The organism is uncultured Brachyspira sp. (assembly GCF_944390845.1).
Lineage (GTDB): Bacteria > Spirochaetota > Brachyspiria > Brachyspirales > Brachyspiraceae > Brachyspira > Brachyspira pulli.
In genome coordinates, this window is the sequence record NZ_CALXRM010000016.1 from 22,927 (window position 1) to 43,808 (window position 20,882).

A 20,882-nucleotide genomic window follows, 5' to 3' on the forward strand; every position below is an offset into this window, starting at 1 on the left:
AGAATATTAATATTATTTTTTCATATTAATACTCATCATGTTTTATAGTAAATGATTTATTATTCAACATATCTTCTACTGCTATATAATCTTCTTTGAAGTACGCTTTGTAATTTGCATCAAGATTGTAATTATATTTATCATATATAAATTTTCTTACATCAACTAAATTAATATATTTTTGATTATTAAATACATCTTCATAAAAATTATAAATCATATAATTGAATACTCTTTTATAAGCCCCGCTATCCTCTTTAAAAAGATAAAATCCATAAAAAAGTATTTTTCCATTTGAATATTCTAAATCTATAAAAATCCAAACACCATTTAAATGTTCATCATTGTATATAGGTTTATTATAATAAAAATTAAATTCTTTATTTTTATGATTTAAATCTAATATAGAAAAACCTGTTAAATCTCTATTAAAGAAAAAATAATCATTATTATTTGCATGCTTTATTATTTTCAATAAACGAGAATCATCACTCTTATAACTATAAACTAATTCATCGTTTTTATACAAATTTCTTTCATAGCCTATAATATCTTTCTCATGAATGAAACCAGTATACTTTTTATTGATCATATAGTAATCATTATTCAATATAACTTTTTTATCTTTTTCGTAATATTTATCATCAAATAAGATACCATATTTAAGCCAATGATTTTTATAATTTTCTGTATAATATAAATTTTCTAATACCATAATACAAGTATATGAACAATGATAAGATTTGTCAAATTATATTACATTAATTTTTTATTTAATTTATGATTTTTAGATATTCGCTTTCATTATGTATTCTGTCTAATGCTGTAACATAATATATATAAGTTTTTTTGGAATCTACCGTTTTATCTTTATATTTAACTTTAGAATTTACATCAAAATTTGTTCTTCTTATTTTATCTATTAATTCTATGCCATATTCTCCGATAGTTTCTCTATATATAGCATAATATGTAGATGTTGATACTGCTGCATGATTATATTTATCAGTTTTATATTCGTTAGGGTCTGTAAATGTTATTTCTATTCCGCCGAAAACTTTCTTTATAGTTGGATTTTCTAATTTCAAAGGAGCTTTTCTCAAATCTTTCATGGTATTCATAGTAGGAACTATTGCTTTAAATATATAATCATTTTCTTTTATATACTTAAGTGCTTCGTTTCCAAAATCTCCGCTGTCCCTATCATTTTTATACATGCTATGCATTGTAAAAAAAGTAGAACCTTTTACATAGCCTTTTCCTTTTTCTCTTATATACTCTACCTGTTTTGACATCAAATCTATATCCTGCCAAGGCTCTACATTTGTATCCCTTCCCATTTTATATAATGCATGTCCTATATATAAATCAGCGAGATTTCCGCTTCTTGATTTTTTAGCTTCATTAATCCACCAATCTGCTATAATATCGAAAGGTGCTGTTTGATGCGATGAGCTCCAATATATTTGAGGTATTATTGCATCAACATACATTCTATTTAACCCGTCTTTAACAGTTGCTTTACTTAAAGTAGGTGTCTTTTCTCCATTAAACATCCATAAAAGAACATCAGCATGCAAGGCATCAAAATTAGGATTATATGATTTAGTGTCGCTTCCGTTTTCACATCCGGCATATTCTGATAAAGGATTTTTATTTCTCCAAACTCCTGCTGGTGAAATTGTCCATTTGACATAAGGTTTTCTCGCTTTAATTTCTCTATATAAATCACTTACAAGCCTATTAATATTATCTCTCCTCCAAGCATAAAGTCCGTCAACTCCATAATCATCAAGTGAAGTATTTGTTATATTATAGCCTCTTTTTTCTCCATATTTAGATGCACTTACCTTGTCCGGCCAATCTCTGTAAGTTTTATCCCCCGCTATATTCTGATAAAAATAATCATCAAAATGTATTCCGTCTACATCATAATTTTCAACAACTTCCATAACAGATGCTATTATATATTCAGCACTTATTGGTTCGCCGGGATCTAAATATAATTTTTTATCATACCATTGTATAGGCTTTAAATCATTAGAAACATAAGTGTGTACAAAATTCTTTTTTGAAAATTGTTCAGCATAACTTTTATTTGAATCATAAGTTGCAGATATCCTGTATGGATTAAACCAAGCATGAACTTCTAAATTTCTTTTATGAGCTTCATCTATTATAAATTTTAACATATCAGTTTTGAAAGGATAATCATCTCTTTCATCTGTAGACTTAGAACCAAAAAAATATCTTGTTGTAGGATTCATTTTTGAAGGAAATATTACACCTGCATCCGGCTTTACCTGAACAAATACTGCATTAAAATTATTCTTATATAATGTATCTAAATGTTTTATAGCAAGTTTTTTCTGTTCCGATTCGCTTCCGCCTCTTACAGGCCAATCTATATTTGCAACTGTAGAAAACCATGCAGCCCTAAACTCTCTATAAAGAGGATTTATACTTCTATCATCGTCCATATTTTTTACAAGCTTAGACCTTAAATTACTTGGTACTATAATATCTAATGTTTGGCATGATGATATTAATAAAATTGTTAAGGATATTAAAACAAGGATTTTCTTCATTCTTTCTTCATTGTTGTGATATTTTCTTAAATTATATATTTAATAATAATAACAGTCAATATATAAAAAGTTTTATTATTGTATGTAAAAAATATAATGCAAAAATAAAGGGACTTAAAAAAAGCCCCTTTATTGTTAAGACAAAAGTTAATAGTTTATTATAGCATACTATCTACCATAGCTTTGATATTTTCAATAGTAGCTTCTTCTTTAGTAACTTCTTTAACTTTAGCACCATCTTTGTAGATAGCAATAGTAGGAAGTCCTAAAATTTTCTCACGAATAGCTAATCTTCTAGCTTTAGAAGTGTTGAAAGAATAGAAAGGTACTTTACCTTCATATTGTTTAGCTAATTCATGAACATGTGGCATTAAAGCTTTACATGGTTCACAAGTATCGCCAAAATAGTCAACTAAGCATAATTCTTTTGAGTTAATAACTTTCTCATCAAATGTATCTTTATCTAATTCTTGCATTATAAAACTCCAGAAATATATTTTTATAATATACATTATATAAAAAATATATTCTTAGTCAAGTATAAAACAAATTTATTTTACTAATAAAATGTTATGATTTAAAATAACTGTAATTTATTAAAGATATAAAAATATATCAATGGAACAATTTATATGATTAACAATTATTGTACCATTTAGACAATAAAATACATTCAAAACAGATATTACATATATACACTTATATTATAAAACCAAATAAATACAACAAAAATTTCAATATAAATTAAAAATATAGAACAATATAAACATTTAATATTTTTTAGACAAAATATAGACAGTAAAATTTAATACCTATTTAGAATATATTAATAGTATTTAAACTTATAAAAAGAACTATACAAGTTTTATACTACAAATATATTTATAATAATGTTCTTAATATTTATTTTATTATACACAAATAAATAAACGCTATACACCTACTTCATTATAGAAAAAAATTTTAATCAATAAGAACAAATCATACATTTATAATACATATCAAACATAATTAATACTGATTTATAAATTTTAATTCTCATACTGCCATACTTGAGTACGGTAACTATAAATTTAAATATAGAATACTATATACAAGTAAATAGTATATAATAATTAGTTATAATTATACAAAAATAAATATTTCAGATTATACAACAAATATATTTAGTATAATTCAAGAGTATTTTTTACTAAAATAAAACAATAACAAAAAAATAATAATATATAATACATTGTAATTAATAAAAATTTTAGTAAATTAGTTAATTATTTCCTGTTAATATTTTTTTCTATTGACATAATTATTCTTTATATTATAATGCTGGTCGTAATAGTGTGTTTATTTAAAATAGTGTATGGGAGTTTTATGGAACAATATGATATTATTAAGTTCAATAAAAACGATATTATTATAAAGTCCGGAGAAAAACCTGTAGAATATTTCTATATCATTGTAAAAGGAAAAGCTAAAAGTCACAATGACTTCTACGAAAATTACAAATATCAAAGCAAAAAAGGAAGTATTATAGGTTTAATTTCATCTCTAATAGATGAACCTTATTTTTCTACCGTTGAAGCATTAGAAGAAACTGAGGTTCTTAAAATCAAAATAGACAGCATAATTAATATTAATAATGAAGAGTTATTAGATAAGATATATAATTATCTATATCTTATATTAGAAACTTGGCTTAGCAAATATTATACTATACTAGCCAAAAAGAAAGTGGATTTATACAATAAAGACGATATTCTTACTATGGCATATATATACAAAAATAATGGTCATGAAGATACAGTATATAAAATGTGCCATGAATATTTGAATCTATTTCCAGACAATAATTATATTAATGAAATAAACAACATATTAAAAACAGTAAAACCTATAAGAGAAGAACCAGAACTTATAGAAGAAAATGTTTATAAATTCAAAAAAGGATATTGTCTGTACTCTGAGGTACGTTCAAGAAATCATATATATAATAAAATCAGGCAAAGTTGGTGTATATAGTGTATTAAACAGTAAGCAAACTATGAGATGTGTTTATACTGATGGTTATATGATAAATGGATATCACCCTATTCTTGATTATAAACCTTTACTTACAACTGCAATAGTTTTAGAAGAATCTATAATAAGTATTATAAATAAAAAAGAATTGGTGCAAATGATAGACCAAGATAAAGAATTAAGAATAAGCTATATCAAAATGGTAGCTGTAAAAGTTAATAATGCTATACTAAAAATAAAAGCCATAAAAACAGAAGATTTATATAAAAAATTGGTAATTATGATATATTCTATATTAAAAATGGAATTTTTATTTAATAACGGCAAAAAAAACTTAAAATTACCATATAAAATAAAAGACATAAAAAATATGCTTGATATAAATAATTCTAACAAAGAAATAATACCAGAATTAAAAAGGTAAAATATATAGAAGTTGATTCATTTGACAATATAACTATATCAGAAGTTGAAAATTATTTTAATGAATATAAAAGTTATACTTTTTAAGATAATACGAAGATTTTTTAGTTGACATAATTTTTTGAAACATTATAATTAATAAGATTATATTAATAAACATATATTAGGTATGGAACAATACAAATTAATTAAATATCCAAAAGGAACTACAATATTTAAAAATGGCGATAAGGCAAAAGACTATTTCTATATAATAACTCGCGGAAAAATTGCATCTTATAATGCATTTTGTGAAGGTTATACCATTATGTACAATGATGGAAATATAGTTGGTTTAATGCAGGCCATTACGGGTGAATCGTATTACTCGAATATGGAAACTGTTGAAAACACAGAACTGTGGCAAATACAAATAGAAAACATAAGTAAAATAAATAATAAACATCTAATAAGAAAAATATCAAATCAGCTATCTTTCATATTAGAAACTTGGCTCAGTAAATATTATTCTATTATCACAAAAAATAAAATTAATTTATATAATAAAGAAGATATATTAACTCTAGCTAAAATATATAAAAAGAATGATTTTGAAGACGCTAGTTATAAACTTTGTTCAAACTATATAAAATTATATGAGGAAGCCTACGATATTAAAGCAGTTAAAAAATTTATGCAAAATATAGGGCACGCAAAAAAACCTACTCTTGTAGAAGAAAACTGTTATAAAATGAACAAAGGTTATTGTCTATATTCTGAATTAGAAGGGACTGGAAAAATATATTATATAAAATCTGGAAAAGTTGGAATATATACTGTATTAGACTCTAAACTTATTGCCAGAGCTATTTATCCAGCTGGATATATTCTTAATGGAGGAAATCCTGTACTTGAGTATAAGCCGTTACTGACAACTGCAATAGCAATAGAAGATTCTGTTATAGAAATTCTAAATCCCGAAGACTTAATAAAAAGACTATATAATGATGTAGAAAATAGGATACAATATATCAAAATGAGTTCTATAAAAATCATTAATGTGGTACTGAAAATTAAAGCTTTAAACAAAATATCAATAAAAGATAAACTAATAGTACTAATATATGCAATTCTAAAAATAAAAACCTTATTCACAAAACAAAAATCAGTAAAATTATCATACAAAATAGAAGATATAACCAATATGCTACATGTAGAAATAGATCCGAAAGAAGTATATCTAATATTAGAAAAAATAAAATATGTAGAATTGGATACTTATAAGAATATAACTGTATATAATGTAGAAAAATTCTTTAAAGAATATGAAAGTTACACATTATAATGAATGAAAAAATTGATTTTGTATATATTTTATAGTTGACATAATTATATTGTACATTATAATTATAATATATCATCAATAATAGAATAATATGGAACAATACACGAAAGTCAAATTTAATAAAGGTACCATTATCTTTAAAGCTGGTGAAATGTCCAAAGAGTATTTTTATATAATTCTTAGCGGAACTGTATTAGCACGTAATCATTTCTGCGAAAATTATACAAATACTTACAAAGAAGGCGATATTATAGGATTAATTTCATCTATAACTTATGAATCTTACTATTCTACTGTTGAAGTTTTAGAAGATGTTGAATTATTGCAAATAAAAATAGCAAACATAAACAAAATAGATAATTATAATCTTATTAATAAAATTTCTAATTATTTATCATTTATATTAGAAAATTGGCTAAGCAGATATTATGCAAAAATAACAAAAAATAAAGTAGATTTATACAATAAAGAAGATATATTAACTATGGCAAATATTTATAAAGATAATAATTTTAAAGATGCCACTTATAAGATATGTACTACTTGTATAAAATCATTTAAAGATGACACTAATATAGACAAAGCTAAAAAATTAATTATACATATAAGGCCGGTAGAAAAACCTGAAAAAATTTCAGATAATATATATAGAATAAAAAAAGGATATTGTCTATATTCTGAAATTGATCCGAATGATTATATCTATATTATTAAATCTGGTAAAATAGGTATTTATAATATAGTAAATTCGAAACAAACTGTAAGATTAATTTATCCTGCCGGATATATTATAAACTGTTATCAACCTGTTTTGGAATATAAACCTCTTCTCACAACAGCAATAATACTTGAAGATTCTGTAATAGAAATAATTAATAAAAAAACTCTAATAAATATAATTAATACAGACCCGGAATTTAGAGTTAATTATATAAAAATAACAGCAACAAAAATAAATAATGCTACTTTAAAAATTAAAGCAATTAATACAGATAAACTAGATATAAAACTGATAATATTATTATATTCTATTCTGAAAATAGAAACATTATTTAATAAATCTAAAGTAGTAAAACTATCTTATACAATAGATGATTTAAAAAATACACTTAATTTAGATATAAAAAATGATAAAATAATATTAACATTAAATAAAATAAAATATGTAGAAGTAGATGCTTCTAATAATATAAAAATCACTAATTTCCAAAGCTACTTCGATGAATACAAAAAATATATAATATAATAAAAAATATTTGATTAAAAACCAATAAAAATTGAAAAATAATAATATGCTAAAATAATTGATTGTATTTTTTCAAAAAATTATTATAATAAATCGTGAAAAGATAATTATATAATGATTTACTAGAGATGAACAATTACAGAACGATACGATTTCCAAAAGACTCTTTGATATATGAAGAAGGCAATTATCCGCTTGATGTATTTTACATAATAACAAAAGGAAAAGTCATATCATACTCAAACCATTCAAAAAATTATAATAGAGAATATAATATTGGTTTTATTATCGGTTTAGTAAATTTAGCTATTAATGAACCTTATTTCGTTACATTAAAAGCCGTTGAAGATGTTGAAGTTATTGAACTAAATATATCAGATATAAAAAATTTAACAAATATTGATTTAATAAAAAAGATATATGATTATTTAAACACAACTTTAGAAACATGGCTATCAAGGTATTATATTATGGTAGTAAAAAACAAAGTAGATTTATACTATAAAGAAAGTTTATTTACTATGGCAAATATATATTTAGAAAATGGCTTTCATGATGCAGCATATAAATTATATGATGAATACATAAAAGATTTCATGAATTATGCTGAAAACATAGAAGAAGCAAAAAAAGAATTCTCAAAATTATCACCTATGCCTCTTCCAAGAAAATTTAGTGATAATATTTTTTTATATAGAAAAGGTGCATGTATTTATACTGAATTAAAACCAAGTAATAACCTTTACATTATAATGTCTGGTAAAGTAGGAGTATATAATGTAGTAAATGGGGAACTTCTTTTAAAAGATGTATACAAAAAAAATTACATATTAAATGGATATGAACCAAAATTGGAATATAAACCATTATCAACTTCAGCTATAGTTATAGACACAACTTATGTAAAAGTCATAACTAAGGAAGCATTTTTAGAAATGCTAATAAAAGATAAGCAATTAAGAGCATATAATATAAAAATGATGGCTGTCAAAGTTGTTAATATACTTCTAAAAATGAAAGCAATAGAAGAAGAAAATATAGTACTAAAAATTTTTATGGTAATATCTTCTATATTAAGAATAGAAATACTATTTAAAGAACCTGAAAGTATTTTATTATCTCATACAGTTAAAGACATAAAGAATTCCATTAATTTAACAGAAGAAGATATCATAAATAATATAAGAAAAATTAACTCTATAGAATTAATAAAAAATCAAAATATCAAAATTACAAATATCAATAATTTCTTTAAAGAATATCATGAATATCAAAAAAATAATTATTGACATAGTTTATAAATGTATTAAAATATTTATAAACTACTCAATGGATTATTTATGCTAAAATACAATACTATTAAATTTAATAAAGATGCCACTATATTTATAGAAGGTCAAGAACCAAAATACACATTCTATATAATTAAAAAAGGAAGTGTAATCGTTTACAGCTACTTTGCTGATAATTTCATTATAAAATATAATGAAGGAGAAATCATAGGTTTATTCAATGCTGTATTAAATGAACCATATTTCTCTACAGTAAAAGCATTAGAAGATGTTGAAGTCATTGAATTAAATATTAATGAAATAGAAAAAATAGATAATTTAAGTCTTATAAATAAGATATATGATTATCTAATGATTAATATAGAAAGATGGCTCAAAAGATATTATTATTTCCTACACAAGGAAAATAAAATTTACTATGGAAATCATGGTCATAAACATAATATATTAGAAATGTTAAAAATATATTTTAAAACCGGATATGATGATGTAGTATACAAAACATATAATAACTATAAAGAATTGCACCCTGAAAAATATATTGAAAATGAAGAAATTGATGATATACTAAAAAAAGTAAAACCTATTGAAGAACCTGAAAAATTAGATGAAAATATTTATAAATATAAAAAAGGTTATTGTCTTTATACAGAACTTCAGGGAACTGATAATTTATATGTTATAAAACATGGACAAGTTGGAATATACAATATATTCGATTCAAAACTTGTAACTAGAAGAATTTTATCAACTAATGATGTGGTTAATGGATATACTCCTGTTACAAAAAATAAATCACTTTCAACAACAGCTATAATTCTTCAAGACTCCATTATAGAATTAATAAAAAAAGAAGATGCCATGAATTTGGTGCAATATGATAAAACTTTAAGACTATATTATGTAAAAATGATGAGTATGCGTATATATAGTACAATATCAAGAATAAGAGCATTCAATGCAAACAATATTGTAAGTAAATTTGTTATTATAATAGAAGCATTAATAAAAAATGAATTATTGTTTAAAACACTAAATAAAATTCAATTCCCTTATAATATAAATGATATATGCACTATGATAGGAGTAGAATATAACCCTAATATAGAAAATGAAATATCAAAAATAAAAGGATTAACTATATTAGATGGAGAGTATATTGCTATTAATAATATAGATGACTTTTATAAAGAATATGAAATATATAAACAAAGAAATTCATACAAAATAGAAAACAATTAAATAATAAAATGAGATAAATACTCTATATTTCCTTTAGAGCCTTTTATTGGGGATACTGTTCTGTGAAGTTCAGTAAACCCCAAAGAAATTATACGCTCTACAGCAGTATTTACTATTTTTTCTCTTAGACTATCATCTTTAATAACACCGCCTTTTGAAACATCTCCTTTTTCTGCTTCAAATTGCGGTTTTATTAAACTAACCCAAAATTCCAAATCATATAATTCTTTGTATATCACAGGAGCTATTTTTGATATTGATATAAAAGAAACATCACTTACTACAACACTTGGAATAATATCATTAAACATTTCTCTTTTAATATCTTTAGCATTAAAATCTTCTATAGATACTACCCTATTGTCATTGCGTAATTTATATACAAGCTGATTATGTCCAACATCTAAAGCATATACTTTTTTAGCTCCATATCGAAGCAGGCAATCTGTAAAACCGCCTGTAGAAGCTCCTATATCTAAGCATATTTTATTTTCTACAGAAATACCAAATTCTGTAAAAGCTTTCTCCAATTTATCACCTGCTCTGGATACATATTTGATATTTTGCACAACTTCTACAGTATCAGTATCTTTTATTTTCTGTGCTTTAGAAGTAACTTTTACTCCATTAACAAATACGCACCCAGCAAGTATTATATCTTGTGCTTTAGATCTGCTTTCTGTATATCCTTCCTGGTGAACATACTCATCTAATCTCATTGGCAACTAATTACTCAAGTCCAAAAAATGATTTCATAACTGCAAGAGAATTTCTTTCTTTATCTCTTGTAGTAACTTTTAAAACCATTTGTGTATGATTAGCTTCTAATATATTAGATGTAAAGTACATTGATTCAAAAGCTTCTGTATACTCATCACCAACACCATATAAAGATAAATTAGGACTAAACTCTAAATATATAGACATAGTGTTATTTTTTGCTAAATTAAGTTTATTTTCATCTAATTTAGTAGCTGGAGCTTCTCCATTTATTATTGAATTAATAACATCTTCACTATCTGAAGCATATAATATAGAGTCTTTTATATAACATACATAACCATCAATAGTGTAAATATCATTATTAATACTATCAGATAAAGCTTTTAATATTATTTTAGCCATATCAACATCAGCTATTGATGCTGAAAATAATAAAGAAGGCATATTTTCATCACCTTCGCTATTATCCCAAACTGAGAAGAATATATCTCCTCCAAATATCTCTATAAATTTATAAACATCTACACCATATTTTTCTAAAGTTTTAAAATCTTCAGCTAAAGAAAAACCTCTCATATTTGAAAAAACATTTTTCATATGAGTTGCTAATTCCTTAGTATTCAAAGATAAAGATAAGAAACCATAATTATTTTCACCATTAACAAATCCATATATATTATCAGCTAATTGTTTTTTTAATAATGTTATATCATAAGGATAATTAGGTGCATAACTATCAAATATCATTTCAGCTTCGCCATTAGTGAAATTTATTTTTGTAGTTATAATAGAATCTTTATAACTTTCTTTTGGTATGCTGTCATAACTTCTTCCCAATAAGAATTTAGAAAAGCTGGCATTTTCATCAGCCAATATAGACAAATTAACCCAAGCATAACTATCATTAGTTTCATTTTCTAATGAAAGAAATTTTTCATCTTCTAAAGGAGTATTATTAACAAATATATAATTAGCTATAGAAGTGATATCTTCCTTATTTAATTCCTCATCATACCAATAGCTGCCCTTTAATTTCAAAGTAACAGTAAAAACTTCATCATTCCAAGAAATTAAATTATATTCATCTAACATTATGTATCTGTATTCAGCGTTCTCTGAAAAAGCTACAAGCTTATCTTCCTGGCTTGCTATCTTTATCATCACTCTATCTAATTCAGTAATATTTTTCACATCTAATATTACAGATATTTGCTGATAACCATTGAAAGAAACTACTTTAGCAGGTTTAGAAAAATCAATATATTCATTTAATTTATTTGTCATAACTTCTGCAACGAATGGATCATCTCTATATTCTAAAAAATTATCAGCATATTTTTGCATAAATAACTGATTTAGAATTTGTTGTAAATCAATTTCAGCTTTTTGCGATAATAATTCAGCATTAAGAGAAACAACGCTATCAACATTATTAGGAATATATTTTTTATCTACAGCGTATGTAAAAGTGCTCAATGTCAATAAAAATAATAATGCTACTAATACAACCCTTTTCATCAATGGCTCCTTAAATTTATAATTATTACATATTATATTAGACTGTAATTAAATGTCAAGTATATTAACAAAATCTGTTAATAAATTTAGAAATAAAAAATCATAATATTACATAAAAAAATCTTGCAAATATCATTAAATTATTTATAATCGAACATACTTTATTAGATTATAGGAAATAATATGAGATATTTGATATTGCACGGACATTTCTACCAGCCTCCTAGAGAGAATCCCTTTTTAGGAGAAATTCAAAAAGAAGCTAGTGCATCTCCGGCTCATGATTGGAATGAAAGAATTACTAATGAATGTTACAGTCCTAATGCTTACTCAAGAATATTAGACGGATACGGCAGAATACTTGATATGTCTAATAATTATGAATATATTAGTTTTAACTTCGGCCCTACTCTGCTTGATTATATAGCAAGAACTAGAACCGATTTATTAGGCAGAATAATAGAAGCTGATAAAAAAAGTATAGAAAGACTTGGATATGGTAATGCCATAGCTCAAGTATATAATCATATAATACTTCCATTAGCAAAAAAAGAAGATATGAGAGTTCAAATAAAATGGGGACTCTACAATTTTGAAAAATATTTTGGAAGAAAATCCAGCGGAATATGGCTTTCAGAAACAGCTATCAATTTAGATGTAGTTGATGCTTTATATGACTGCAGAGTAAAATTTACTATATTATCTCCTTATCAAGCTCATTACGTAAAAAATATCACAACTGAAGATGTTTCAGGCGGAAAAATAGATACTTCAAAACCTTATTGGTTATACGGACATAATGGAAAAAGAGTTGCAGTATTTTTCTATGATCCTTATATATCTCAAGCTATAGCATTTGAACATTTGTTAACATCTTCTGATAAACTTGCTGAAAGAATAAGAAATGCTTATGGAGAAAGAAGACTTGTTAATATAGCAACTGACGGAGAAAGTTACGGACACCATGAACCATTTGCTGATATGTGTCTTGCTAGATATTTCAAAGAAAATGTTTATTATGACAATATTACTCCAACAAATTATGAACATTATTTAAGTATGTATCCTCCTATGGAAGAAGTTATACTTCATCATGGTGAAGGCGGAAGAGGTACTTCTTGGAGCTGTTCACATGGTGTAGAAAGATGGAGAAGTAATTGCGGCTGCGGCGGTTGGGACGGATGTGATTTATCTTGGAGAGGTCCTTTACGTGAAGCATTTGATATCTTAAGAAAGATGCAGGATAAATTATTTAAAACATTCTTAGACTTTACAGATGAAACTAGAAATTCTTTAAGAGAAGAGTATGTACGTGCTATGTATAATGATTTAGATGCTAAAGATTTATATGAAATATGCAGTAAATATATATCATTCAAAGAATTTGTATTTTTAATGGAATCATATAAATATTCTTTATTTGCATATACTTCCTGCGGTTGGTTCTTTGAAGATGTATCAAGATTAGAACCCATAAAAAATATGCAGTATGCAGAACAGTCTTTCCACTATGCAAGACTATTAGTAAAAGATAAAAATGTAGACTTTGTTAATGAAGCTCATAAGGAATTTTTATCAGCTTTAGAAAGATCTATAAGCAATAAACCGGAACATCATACTGCAAGATACTTTTATGAAAAAGAAGCAAAAGTAGATGTATTTACTAAACTATATGTAATAAACTATTTTATATTTAATCTCATATCAAGCAATTATAAAGATAGTGATATAAATATTTTTAAACATGAAATAAAATCAACAAAAATAGATCAGCATTATGTTGAAGGTATATTAATAGATAATATAGATGCTAATATATACTTCAGAGTTAATATGCTTCATGAAAATCATGAATTTAAAAATCAAATTCAGATTTCTGAATCTTATGAAACTTTGGATAAAAGCACAGCATATACAATGTATTTAAAAGATTTAACTTCTGATATAAGAGACAAATTGGCTGATAGTTTATTTGAAGAAGACATAAAAAAACTTGATATGTTAATGCATCAAATATATCCTGAATACAGAAAATTATTCACATATTTCAATTTAAACAGCATAACACCGGATTATGACTATAGAAGAATAATGGGGGCTATGGCATCTCCTATACTTAGAGAAAAAATCACTGATAGAGGCAGAGATGCTTATGATGAGGTATCTGAAAATTTAAAAGACGCTAGAAATGCTGGCATATTTATTTCAAACAGCGGTATATCTAGTTTGATAGGTGATAATATAAAAAATGCATTGAATGATTTATATGAAACAGGAAATGCTAAAATTATATATGATCTTCTTAGAGATATTAAATTCTTATCTAATAACGATATGCCTATAGACAGAAATACATTTGAAAATATATTCTATAAAATACTTCTAAAATATAGAAGCGGTTACATAAAATTCAATAACGACGAAGAAAAACAGTCATTTAAAGAATTAGGTGCATGGCTTAACTTCAATATGGATAATATTTAATTTATATATAACTAATGAGTAATAAAAATCAAAAATTTATTTTATTACTCATTAGTATTTCTAATCATTAAACTTCCATTAATTAAACTTATAACAACAGAAAAAGAATCATTAGTATAACAATCAACATTTATTCTAATAACTCTGCCTTTATCTGCAGAATTTTTTGCAAGCTCTATTTTTCCATCAGGCGACTTCCCAAAATTATAATTAGTTGTAATGTAATAGCCTTCATTTTTCCATAAGTAATTTGCATATTTCACACTATAACTCATAACATCATCTACATTATGAAAAGTTAATATTTTTATATCACCGCCTTCTGAAATATCTTCTCTAGGATGCACTTTTAAACCTGTAACCTTATTAACTGAAGATATAGCATCAACTCCTATAGTATAAAGCTCATCGTATGGCTTTTCCTTAGCAACAAAAAGGTATGTTACAACTGCTGCAATTACAATTATAATCGTAGTAGGTATTATTCTCTTCATATATAAAAAAACCTTTATTAAAAACTTATAAAAAATTATTCTTTATTATCTTTTATAACGTCATTCTTACAAATAATATTAGCTATTATTTTATTGTCTTTCTTTAATTTTTGTATTCCCCAAATGACATATATAAAAAATACAACAAATGAAAATATAGGGCCAAGATTATGTGAAATATTAATAAGCTTTGATACTAACTCGCCTATAAAATAACCTGCTATGAGACATATCAAAGGAATAACATAAACAAAAAAATTAGTTCCCCTTTTCAATTCTTCAACTTCAATTACTACACTATCTCCTTTATTCGCATTTATTCTATTAAAAGCCCTTAATACAATAGGTTTTCCTCTTGAACATATAGTGCATCCGTCACAACTAGAACCTCTTTGTAATTCAACTTTGGCTATATTGTTATTATATGTTTCTAATACTAAAGCAAATTCTCTTTTCATTATTTATTATCCTACTAATATTTTAATCATAATTTCTTAAAACTTTTACAAAATAAAAATACTTCTCTGCTTTCATCTCTTGAACTTTTTGGCTTAAATACATTTACAGTTTCAAAATATTCAGAAAGCTCTTTTTTAAAATCCTGCAAATCTTTACCGTCAAAAACCTTTATAAAAAAATGTCCCTCATTTTTTAAAACGTCTTTAGCTAAATTAAATATAGCTCTGCATAAAGCAATCGACCTAAAATGATTAGTTTCCCTATCAGAAGTTGTATTAGGCATAGCATCACTTACAACAACATCAAACTCAACATTGTCAAAAGTAGAACTATCCATATCCTTTATATCACCCAATATAAAAGTAAATCTTTGATGAGCAAAAGAATTCGGCAATATATCAACCCCTACAACTGAACCGCTTTTCAATATTTTATTAAGCATATATTGACTGAATGATCCTGGAGAACAGCCCACATCAAGAACTCTATCAGATGATTTTATAAACTTAAACTTATTTTGTGCTTCTTCCAATTTGAAAACACTTCTAGCTTTATAATTTTCTTCTTTAGCTTTTTTAAAATAAAAATCTTGTACCTTTTTCATTAAGTTCAAACCTAAATATTTTATTATGATTAGTTTTAGATATTATAATATATAAAAAATAAAAGCAATAGACTTTATTCAAGCCTATTGCTTTTTTATCAATCAAAAATTAAATATTATTTTTTATAATACCCAATTTAATTTTTCCTCTGTCCTTGTAACACCTACAGGTAAATTAGTAAGAGCCGCTTTCTCTACTAAATTTTCTAATCTTTTAATACCAACTATATCTATTCTTGACATAGCAGCATATCTTATAGCATCAGGGCTAACCATAGCACAAGTTATAAGTATAGAATTAGGAATATTAGCACTTACAGAATATTCATATAAACATACAAGCTCATCATTAAATATAGGGCTGTAAGACGTTCTAAAATACACTACCTTTTTTGGAGCATGTGCACTATTGCTTTCTTTAGCAAATACTATCAAATACTTTTTATCTGTAGTTTTTAATGAATAAGGTATAAGACCTATACTTGCTACAACTTTTAAAGCAACATTGATAAACTCTTCTCCCTCCAATTTGAAAAACTTTTTAATATTTTCGCTGTATCTTGAATCTTTATAATTATTAAGCTTCTCATTAGCATCTCTATAATTAGGGTCTATTACTATAATACCCTCTAATATCTCAATAGATTTATTGACATTTCCAACTATATCATAACATTCAGAAAGAGTATAAAGTATTGCTAAATTTAAGTCTTTATCATAGCTTTCATAACTTATAGCTTTTTCTAAACTTTTTATAGCCGATTCAATGCTCTCAAGTTTAATATAACAAAGACCCATTTCATATAATGATTTTACAGAATATTCTTTATCTTTATATGAAATAGCATAATGTTTAATAGCTGTTTTATAATCCTCTCTGCCTTTATAAGCTCTTCCCAAATTATAATTTAATGCTGCATCATCTGGGAATTTTTTAGCTATTGTATTCATCATGGATATAGCTTCATTATAGTTACCTAAATTAACAAAACAAAAAGCCTTGTATTTTAAAGCTTCCGAATTATTAGGCTGAATATCTAATGCATCAGAAAAATATTTTACTGCTGTATCATACTGCCTATTTTCATAATATATAGCACCTACTTCAGTATCAACTATTAATCTATAATCTTCTATTTTTAATAAAGTAAGATATTGAGCTAAAGCCTCAGCTTTTTTATCTATTTTACATAAAGCTCTAGCTAATGCCAAAATGGTTTCTGGATCCTTATCTCCATCATCTATAGCATGTCTATATTCAACTATAGCAAATGAATATTCTTCCATTCTAGCATAACAATTAGCTATCATAGTATGTATTTTAGCTCTCTTTACTCCAGACTTATCTTTTGCTAAAACTTCTTTTAGCTTTAATAAAGCAAGATCATCTTTACCTTCCGAAATGAGGGCGTCAACCCTATCCATATCAGAACCTTTATAATGCTTATTGCCAAATAATACTTTCCTTAAGATAAGCAATAGTGTAACAAATACACATATAAATACTATAATATAAATACTATAATTCATACTCTATTCTTTATTTTTTTAATTTCTATACTATATATAAATTCGGAATTATTTTCAATATTTTAATATAAATTTATCCAAATTATTTTTTAAATAATCTCATAAATATTTTAAAAATCTCAGCAGCAGCAATAACAATTAGAGAAACTCCAATAATTTTTAACCAAGTATTTACACTTAAAGGTACAGTATTGAAGAATCCTCCAGCATATTGAGTTGCCAATATTTGTAATATAAAAGTAACTCCAATACTTAAAAGCATTAACTTATTATTCAAAAAGTATTTAAATACACTATCGAATCCTAATTCTCTGCTATTAAATGAATTGAATATCTGGAACATTACAAACATAGCAAATAGTACAGTAGACTGTTCTGCTTCAGCAACATTAAGTATATTTAATTTACTTTGAAGCATAAATAATGTAATCATAACAGTAGCTGAAAATACTATTTTGAATATCATCTTTTTAGATACAATGCTTGCATTTCTTTTTGTAGGCATTCTTTTCATCAAGTTATCTCTAATAGGCTCAAGTCCTAAAGCAATAGCAGGAGGTCCGTCCATAATAATGTTTATCCATAATAACTGTATAGCAGAAAATGGAGATTTTAATCCTGTTAATGTAGAGATAAGAACAACTACTACAGAAGCCAAGTTAACTGTAAGCTGAAACTGTATAAATCTTTGGAAATTGTCATATATTCCTCTGCCCCACTGAACAGCTTTTACTATAGTAGCAAATGAGTCATCAAGAAGAACTATATCGCTAGCCTCTTTTGATACTTCAGTTCCTGTTATACCCATAGCAACACCAACATCGGCATTCTTAATAGCAGGAGCATCATTAATACCATCACCAGTAACAGCAACAACATTACCCATTTCTTTTATAGCATTAACTACACGCATTTTTACTGTAGGAGTACTTCTAGCTATAACTGATATCTTACTTAAATTCTGTTTTAATGTGTTATCGTCCATGGCATCAATGTCTTTTGCTTCAAGAACAATGCTATTTTCATTAAGTATCTTTAATTCTCTTGCAATTGCAGTAGCAGTAACTATATTATCACCTGTAAGCATTTTTATGTTTATTCCAGCACTTCTGCATTGGTCAACAGCATCATAAACCTCTTTTCTTACTGGGTCAGATATAGCAACAAATCCGTCATATATCATATCGCTTTCAAGTTTTTCTCTGATATTTTCAACATTATCAGAAACAACTTTATGAGCAAATGCTATTACTCTTTTAGCTTCATTTTGGAATTGTTCTATAGCTTTTTCAATTCCTTTTTTCTCATCATCACTGATACTGCACATAGCCATTATTTTTTCTGGGCTTCCTTTAGTAAATACTATAGTTTCATTTTCAACTTTAGCAACTGTAGTCATATTTTTAGTATCTGATGAGAAAGGATATTCATATACAATTTTTGATTTTTCTCTTATCTCTTTATAATTAAATCCTGATTTACTAGCTGCCACAAGCAATGCACATTCTGTTGGGTTTCCTAAGAACTTAGCAATGCCGTCTTTATAATCAACATCTGCTGTAGAGTTAATAGCAAAGTTTTTTATAATCTTTTCATTCTTTATATTTTCAGGCTCTATGTATTCACCATTAGCAAATAATTTATTTAATGTCATTTTATTTTCTGTAAGAGTACCAGTCTTATCTGAACAAATAACATTAACGCTTCCTATAGTCTCACAAGCTACCATCTTCTTTACTAATGCATTTTGTCTAGCCATTTTTATAATATTAATAGACAAAGAAACAGCAACTATTGTTGGAAGTCCCTCTGGTACTGAAGCTACAATCAATACTATACTTGTAATGAATGCCTCTGAAATAGTATCAAAACTAGCATTTCCTGTTCTTATAAAATTAACTACCTGTATAATAAATACTATTACAGCAGCAGTTATACCGAACATGGCTATTCTTTTACCTAACTGAGCAAGTTTTTCTTGTAAAGGTGTAGAAGTCTTTTTAGTTTTTGATAACTCTCTAGCTATTTTACCAAACTCTGTAGTATCTCCTACAGATGTAACTACCATTTTACCATTACCTGTAGTAACAAATGATCCAGAATAAGCCATATTTATTCTTTCAGCTACTGGAGTTTTCACATCGGATAATAAAGCTTCAGCATCTTTTTCTACTGGTTCACTTTCACCTGTTAAAGCTGATTCATCAATATTTAATGATACGCTTTCAAGAAGTCTTCCGTCAGCAGGAAGTTTATTTCCTGTTTCTATAAAAGCAATATCACCTACTAATAAATCTTTTTGATTTATTATTTCTATATTACCGTCTCTTATAACTTTTACTCTAATATCTTCATTAATACTATTTAATGCCTCAAATGCTTTGGCACTTTTACCTTCCATAACTATAGTAATAGTAATTGATAAACTTATAGCTAAAAATATACCTAAGCATTCTAAAAAGTCAGCATGGCCTCCGTTAAAATAAGCAACAGTATTTACACCTATAGCTATAATACCAGCAAATATAAGCATTAATATCATAGGTTCTTTTAATGCTTCTAATATTTTCTGAAGTAATGTAGCACCTTTTTCCTTTGTAAAACTGTTTGAACCGTATTTTTCCAAACTTTTCTTTCTGCCGTCTTCTGTTAAACCTACTTTAGGATCAACATTCAGGGTCTTTAGAATATCATCTTTACTTCCTAAAAAACTGTCCATAAAAAACTACCTCTCATTTAATTAATTATTTTTATAAAAAGAAAAAATGCATAAAAAAAGACTCATGCATAAATAAATCATTAAAGAATATTAAACTAATCCTTAAAGATTTATTTATACTTGAGTCTCATTAATTAAGGCTTGCCAAACTCTACCAATTAAGAGCTGCGATGTTGACTTTGCCGCGTAAGATACGCCAATTACTCCCTCATGAGTATTT

General features: G+C 25.7%; 17 protein-coding genes. 7 read left to right on the plus strand and 10 right to left on the minus strand.

The features are described 5' to 3' along the window. Positions 1 to 25 precede the first annotated feature (25 nt). From Q0K52_RS05040 to Q0K52_RS05050, 3 genes are all read right to left on the minus strand, one after another. Positions 26 to 715: a hypothetical protein gene (locus Q0K52_RS05040; RefSeq protein WP_297297122.1), complete on the minus strand. Its 690-nt coding sequence runs from the start codon at positions 713 to 715 to the stop codon at positions 26 to 28. A gap of 58 nt (positions 716 to 773) precedes the next feature. Next, positions 774 to 2,588, minus strand: coding sequence for a family 10 glycosylhydrolase (locus Q0K52_RS05045; RefSeq protein ID WP_297297124.1), 1,815 nt, complete (start codon positions 2,586 to 2,588; stop codon positions 774 to 776). A gap of 158 nt (positions 2,589 to 2,746) precedes the next feature. Continuing rightward, a complete protein-coding gene (locus Q0K52_RS05050; RefSeq protein WP_297297126.1) occupies positions 2,747 to 3,064 on the minus strand; it encodes a co-chaperone YbbN in 318 nt (105 codons plus the stop codon). Positions 3,065 to 3,956: 892 nt separating this feature from the next. Between Q0K52_RS05050 and Q0K52_RS14750 the strand changes: the two genes are divergently transcribed. The 6 genes from Q0K52_RS14750 (at position 3,957) to Q0K52_RS05075 (ending at position 10,131) form a co-directional block, all read left to right on the plus strand. After that, positions 3,957 to 4,604: a cyclic nucleotide-binding domain-containing protein gene (locus tag Q0K52_RS14750; protein ID WP_367270965.1), complete on the plus strand. Its 648-nt coding sequence runs from the start codon at positions 3,957 to 3,959 to the stop codon at positions 4,602 to 4,604. Next, positions 4,510 to 5,028, plus strand: a complete 519-nt coding sequence (locus Q0K52_RS14755) for a cyclic nucleotide-binding domain-containing protein (protein WP_367270966.1) — start codon at positions 4,510 to 4,512, stop codon at positions 5,026 to 5,028. The genes Q0K52_RS14750 and Q0K52_RS14755 overlap by 95 nt, the downstream gene beginning before the upstream one ends. Before the next feature lie 168 nt (positions 5,029 to 5,196). After that, positions 5,197 to 6,351, plus strand: a complete 1,155-nt coding sequence (locus Q0K52_RS05060) for a cyclic nucleotide-binding domain-containing protein (protein ID WP_297297128.1) — start codon at positions 5,197 to 5,199, stop codon at positions 6,349 to 6,351. Between the two features lie 91 nt (positions 6,352 to 6,442). Then, positions 6,443 to 7,597, plus strand: a complete 1,155-nt coding sequence (locus Q0K52_RS05065) for a cyclic nucleotide-binding domain-containing protein (RefSeq protein ID WP_297297130.1) — start codon at positions 6,443 to 6,445, stop codon at positions 7,595 to 7,597. Positions 7,598 to 7,725: 128 nt separating this feature from the next. After that, on the plus strand, positions 7,726 to 8,886 hold the full coding sequence (locus Q0K52_RS05070; protein ID WP_297297132.1) for a cyclic nucleotide-binding domain-containing protein: 1,161 nt from the start codon (positions 7,726 to 7,728) through the stop codon (positions 8,884 to 8,886). 51 nt (positions 8,887 to 8,937) lie between these two features. Next, positions 8,938 to 10,131: a cyclic nucleotide-binding domain-containing protein gene (locus tag Q0K52_RS05075; RefSeq protein WP_297297134.1), complete on the plus strand. Its 1,194-nt coding sequence runs from the start codon at positions 8,938 to 8,940 to the stop codon at positions 10,129 to 10,131. Here the strand turns inward: Q0K52_RS05075 and Q0K52_RS05080 are convergent. Together Q0K52_RS05080 and Q0K52_RS05085 are read right to left on the minus strand one after the other, a co-directional pair. Then, a complete protein-coding gene (locus tag Q0K52_RS05080) occupies positions 10,128 to 10,850 on the minus strand; it encodes a TlyA family RNA methyltransferase (protein WP_297297136.1) in 723 nt (240 codons plus the stop codon). The two genes, Q0K52_RS05075 and Q0K52_RS05080, sit on opposite strands and share 4 nt — an antisense overlap. 10 nt (positions 10,851 to 10,860) lie before the next feature. Next, positions 10,861 to 12,372, minus strand: a complete 1,512-nt coding sequence (locus Q0K52_RS05085) for a DUF4836 domain-containing protein (protein ID WP_297297138.1) — start codon at positions 12,370 to 12,372, stop codon at positions 10,861 to 10,863. Positions 12,373 to 12,555: 183 nt separating this feature from the next. Between Q0K52_RS05085 and Q0K52_RS05090 the strand changes: the two genes are divergently transcribed. Further along, positions 12,556 to 14,856, plus strand: coding sequence for a DUF3536 domain-containing protein (locus Q0K52_RS05090; RefSeq protein WP_297297140.1), 2,301 nt, complete (start codon positions 12,556 to 12,558; stop codon positions 14,854 to 14,856). A gap of 44 nt (positions 14,857 to 14,900) precedes the next feature. Here the strand turns inward: Q0K52_RS05090 and Q0K52_RS05095 are convergent, their stop codons facing one another. The 5 genes from Q0K52_RS05095 to Q0K52_RS05115 form a co-directional block, all read right to left on the minus strand. Continuing rightward, entirely contained in the window at positions 14,901 to 15,350 is a 450-nt protein-coding gene (locus tag Q0K52_RS05095) for a hypothetical protein (RefSeq protein WP_297297142.1), read from the minus strand. A gap of 35 nt (positions 15,351 to 15,385) precedes the next feature. Further along, on the minus strand, positions 15,386 to 15,808 hold the full coding sequence (locus Q0K52_RS05100) for a SoxR reducing system RseC family protein (RefSeq protein WP_297297144.1): 423 nt from the start codon (positions 15,806 to 15,808) through the stop codon (positions 15,386 to 15,388). 26 nt (positions 15,809 to 15,834) lie between these two features. Beyond that, positions 15,835 to 16,413 (minus strand): RlmE family RNA methyltransferase, encoded by a 579-nt coding sequence (locus Q0K52_RS05105; protein ID WP_297297146.1) that lies wholly within the window; start codon positions 16,411 to 16,413, stop codon positions 15,835 to 15,837. Positions 16,414 to 16,536: 123 nt separating this feature from the next. Further along, the gene (locus tag Q0K52_RS05110) at positions 16,537 to 17,943 is read right to left on the minus strand and encodes a tetratricopeptide repeat protein (RefSeq protein WP_297297148.1); all 1,407 of its coding nucleotides are present in this window, start codon (positions 17,941 to 17,943) and stop codon (positions 16,537 to 16,539) included. A gap of 82 nt (positions 17,944 to 18,025) precedes the next feature. Further along, entirely contained in the window at positions 18,026 to 20,662 is a 2,637-nt protein-coding gene (locus Q0K52_RS05115; protein ID WP_297297150.1) for a calcium-translocating P-type ATPase, PMCA-type, read from the minus strand. Between the last annotated feature and the right edge of the window lie 220 nt (positions 20,663 to 20,882).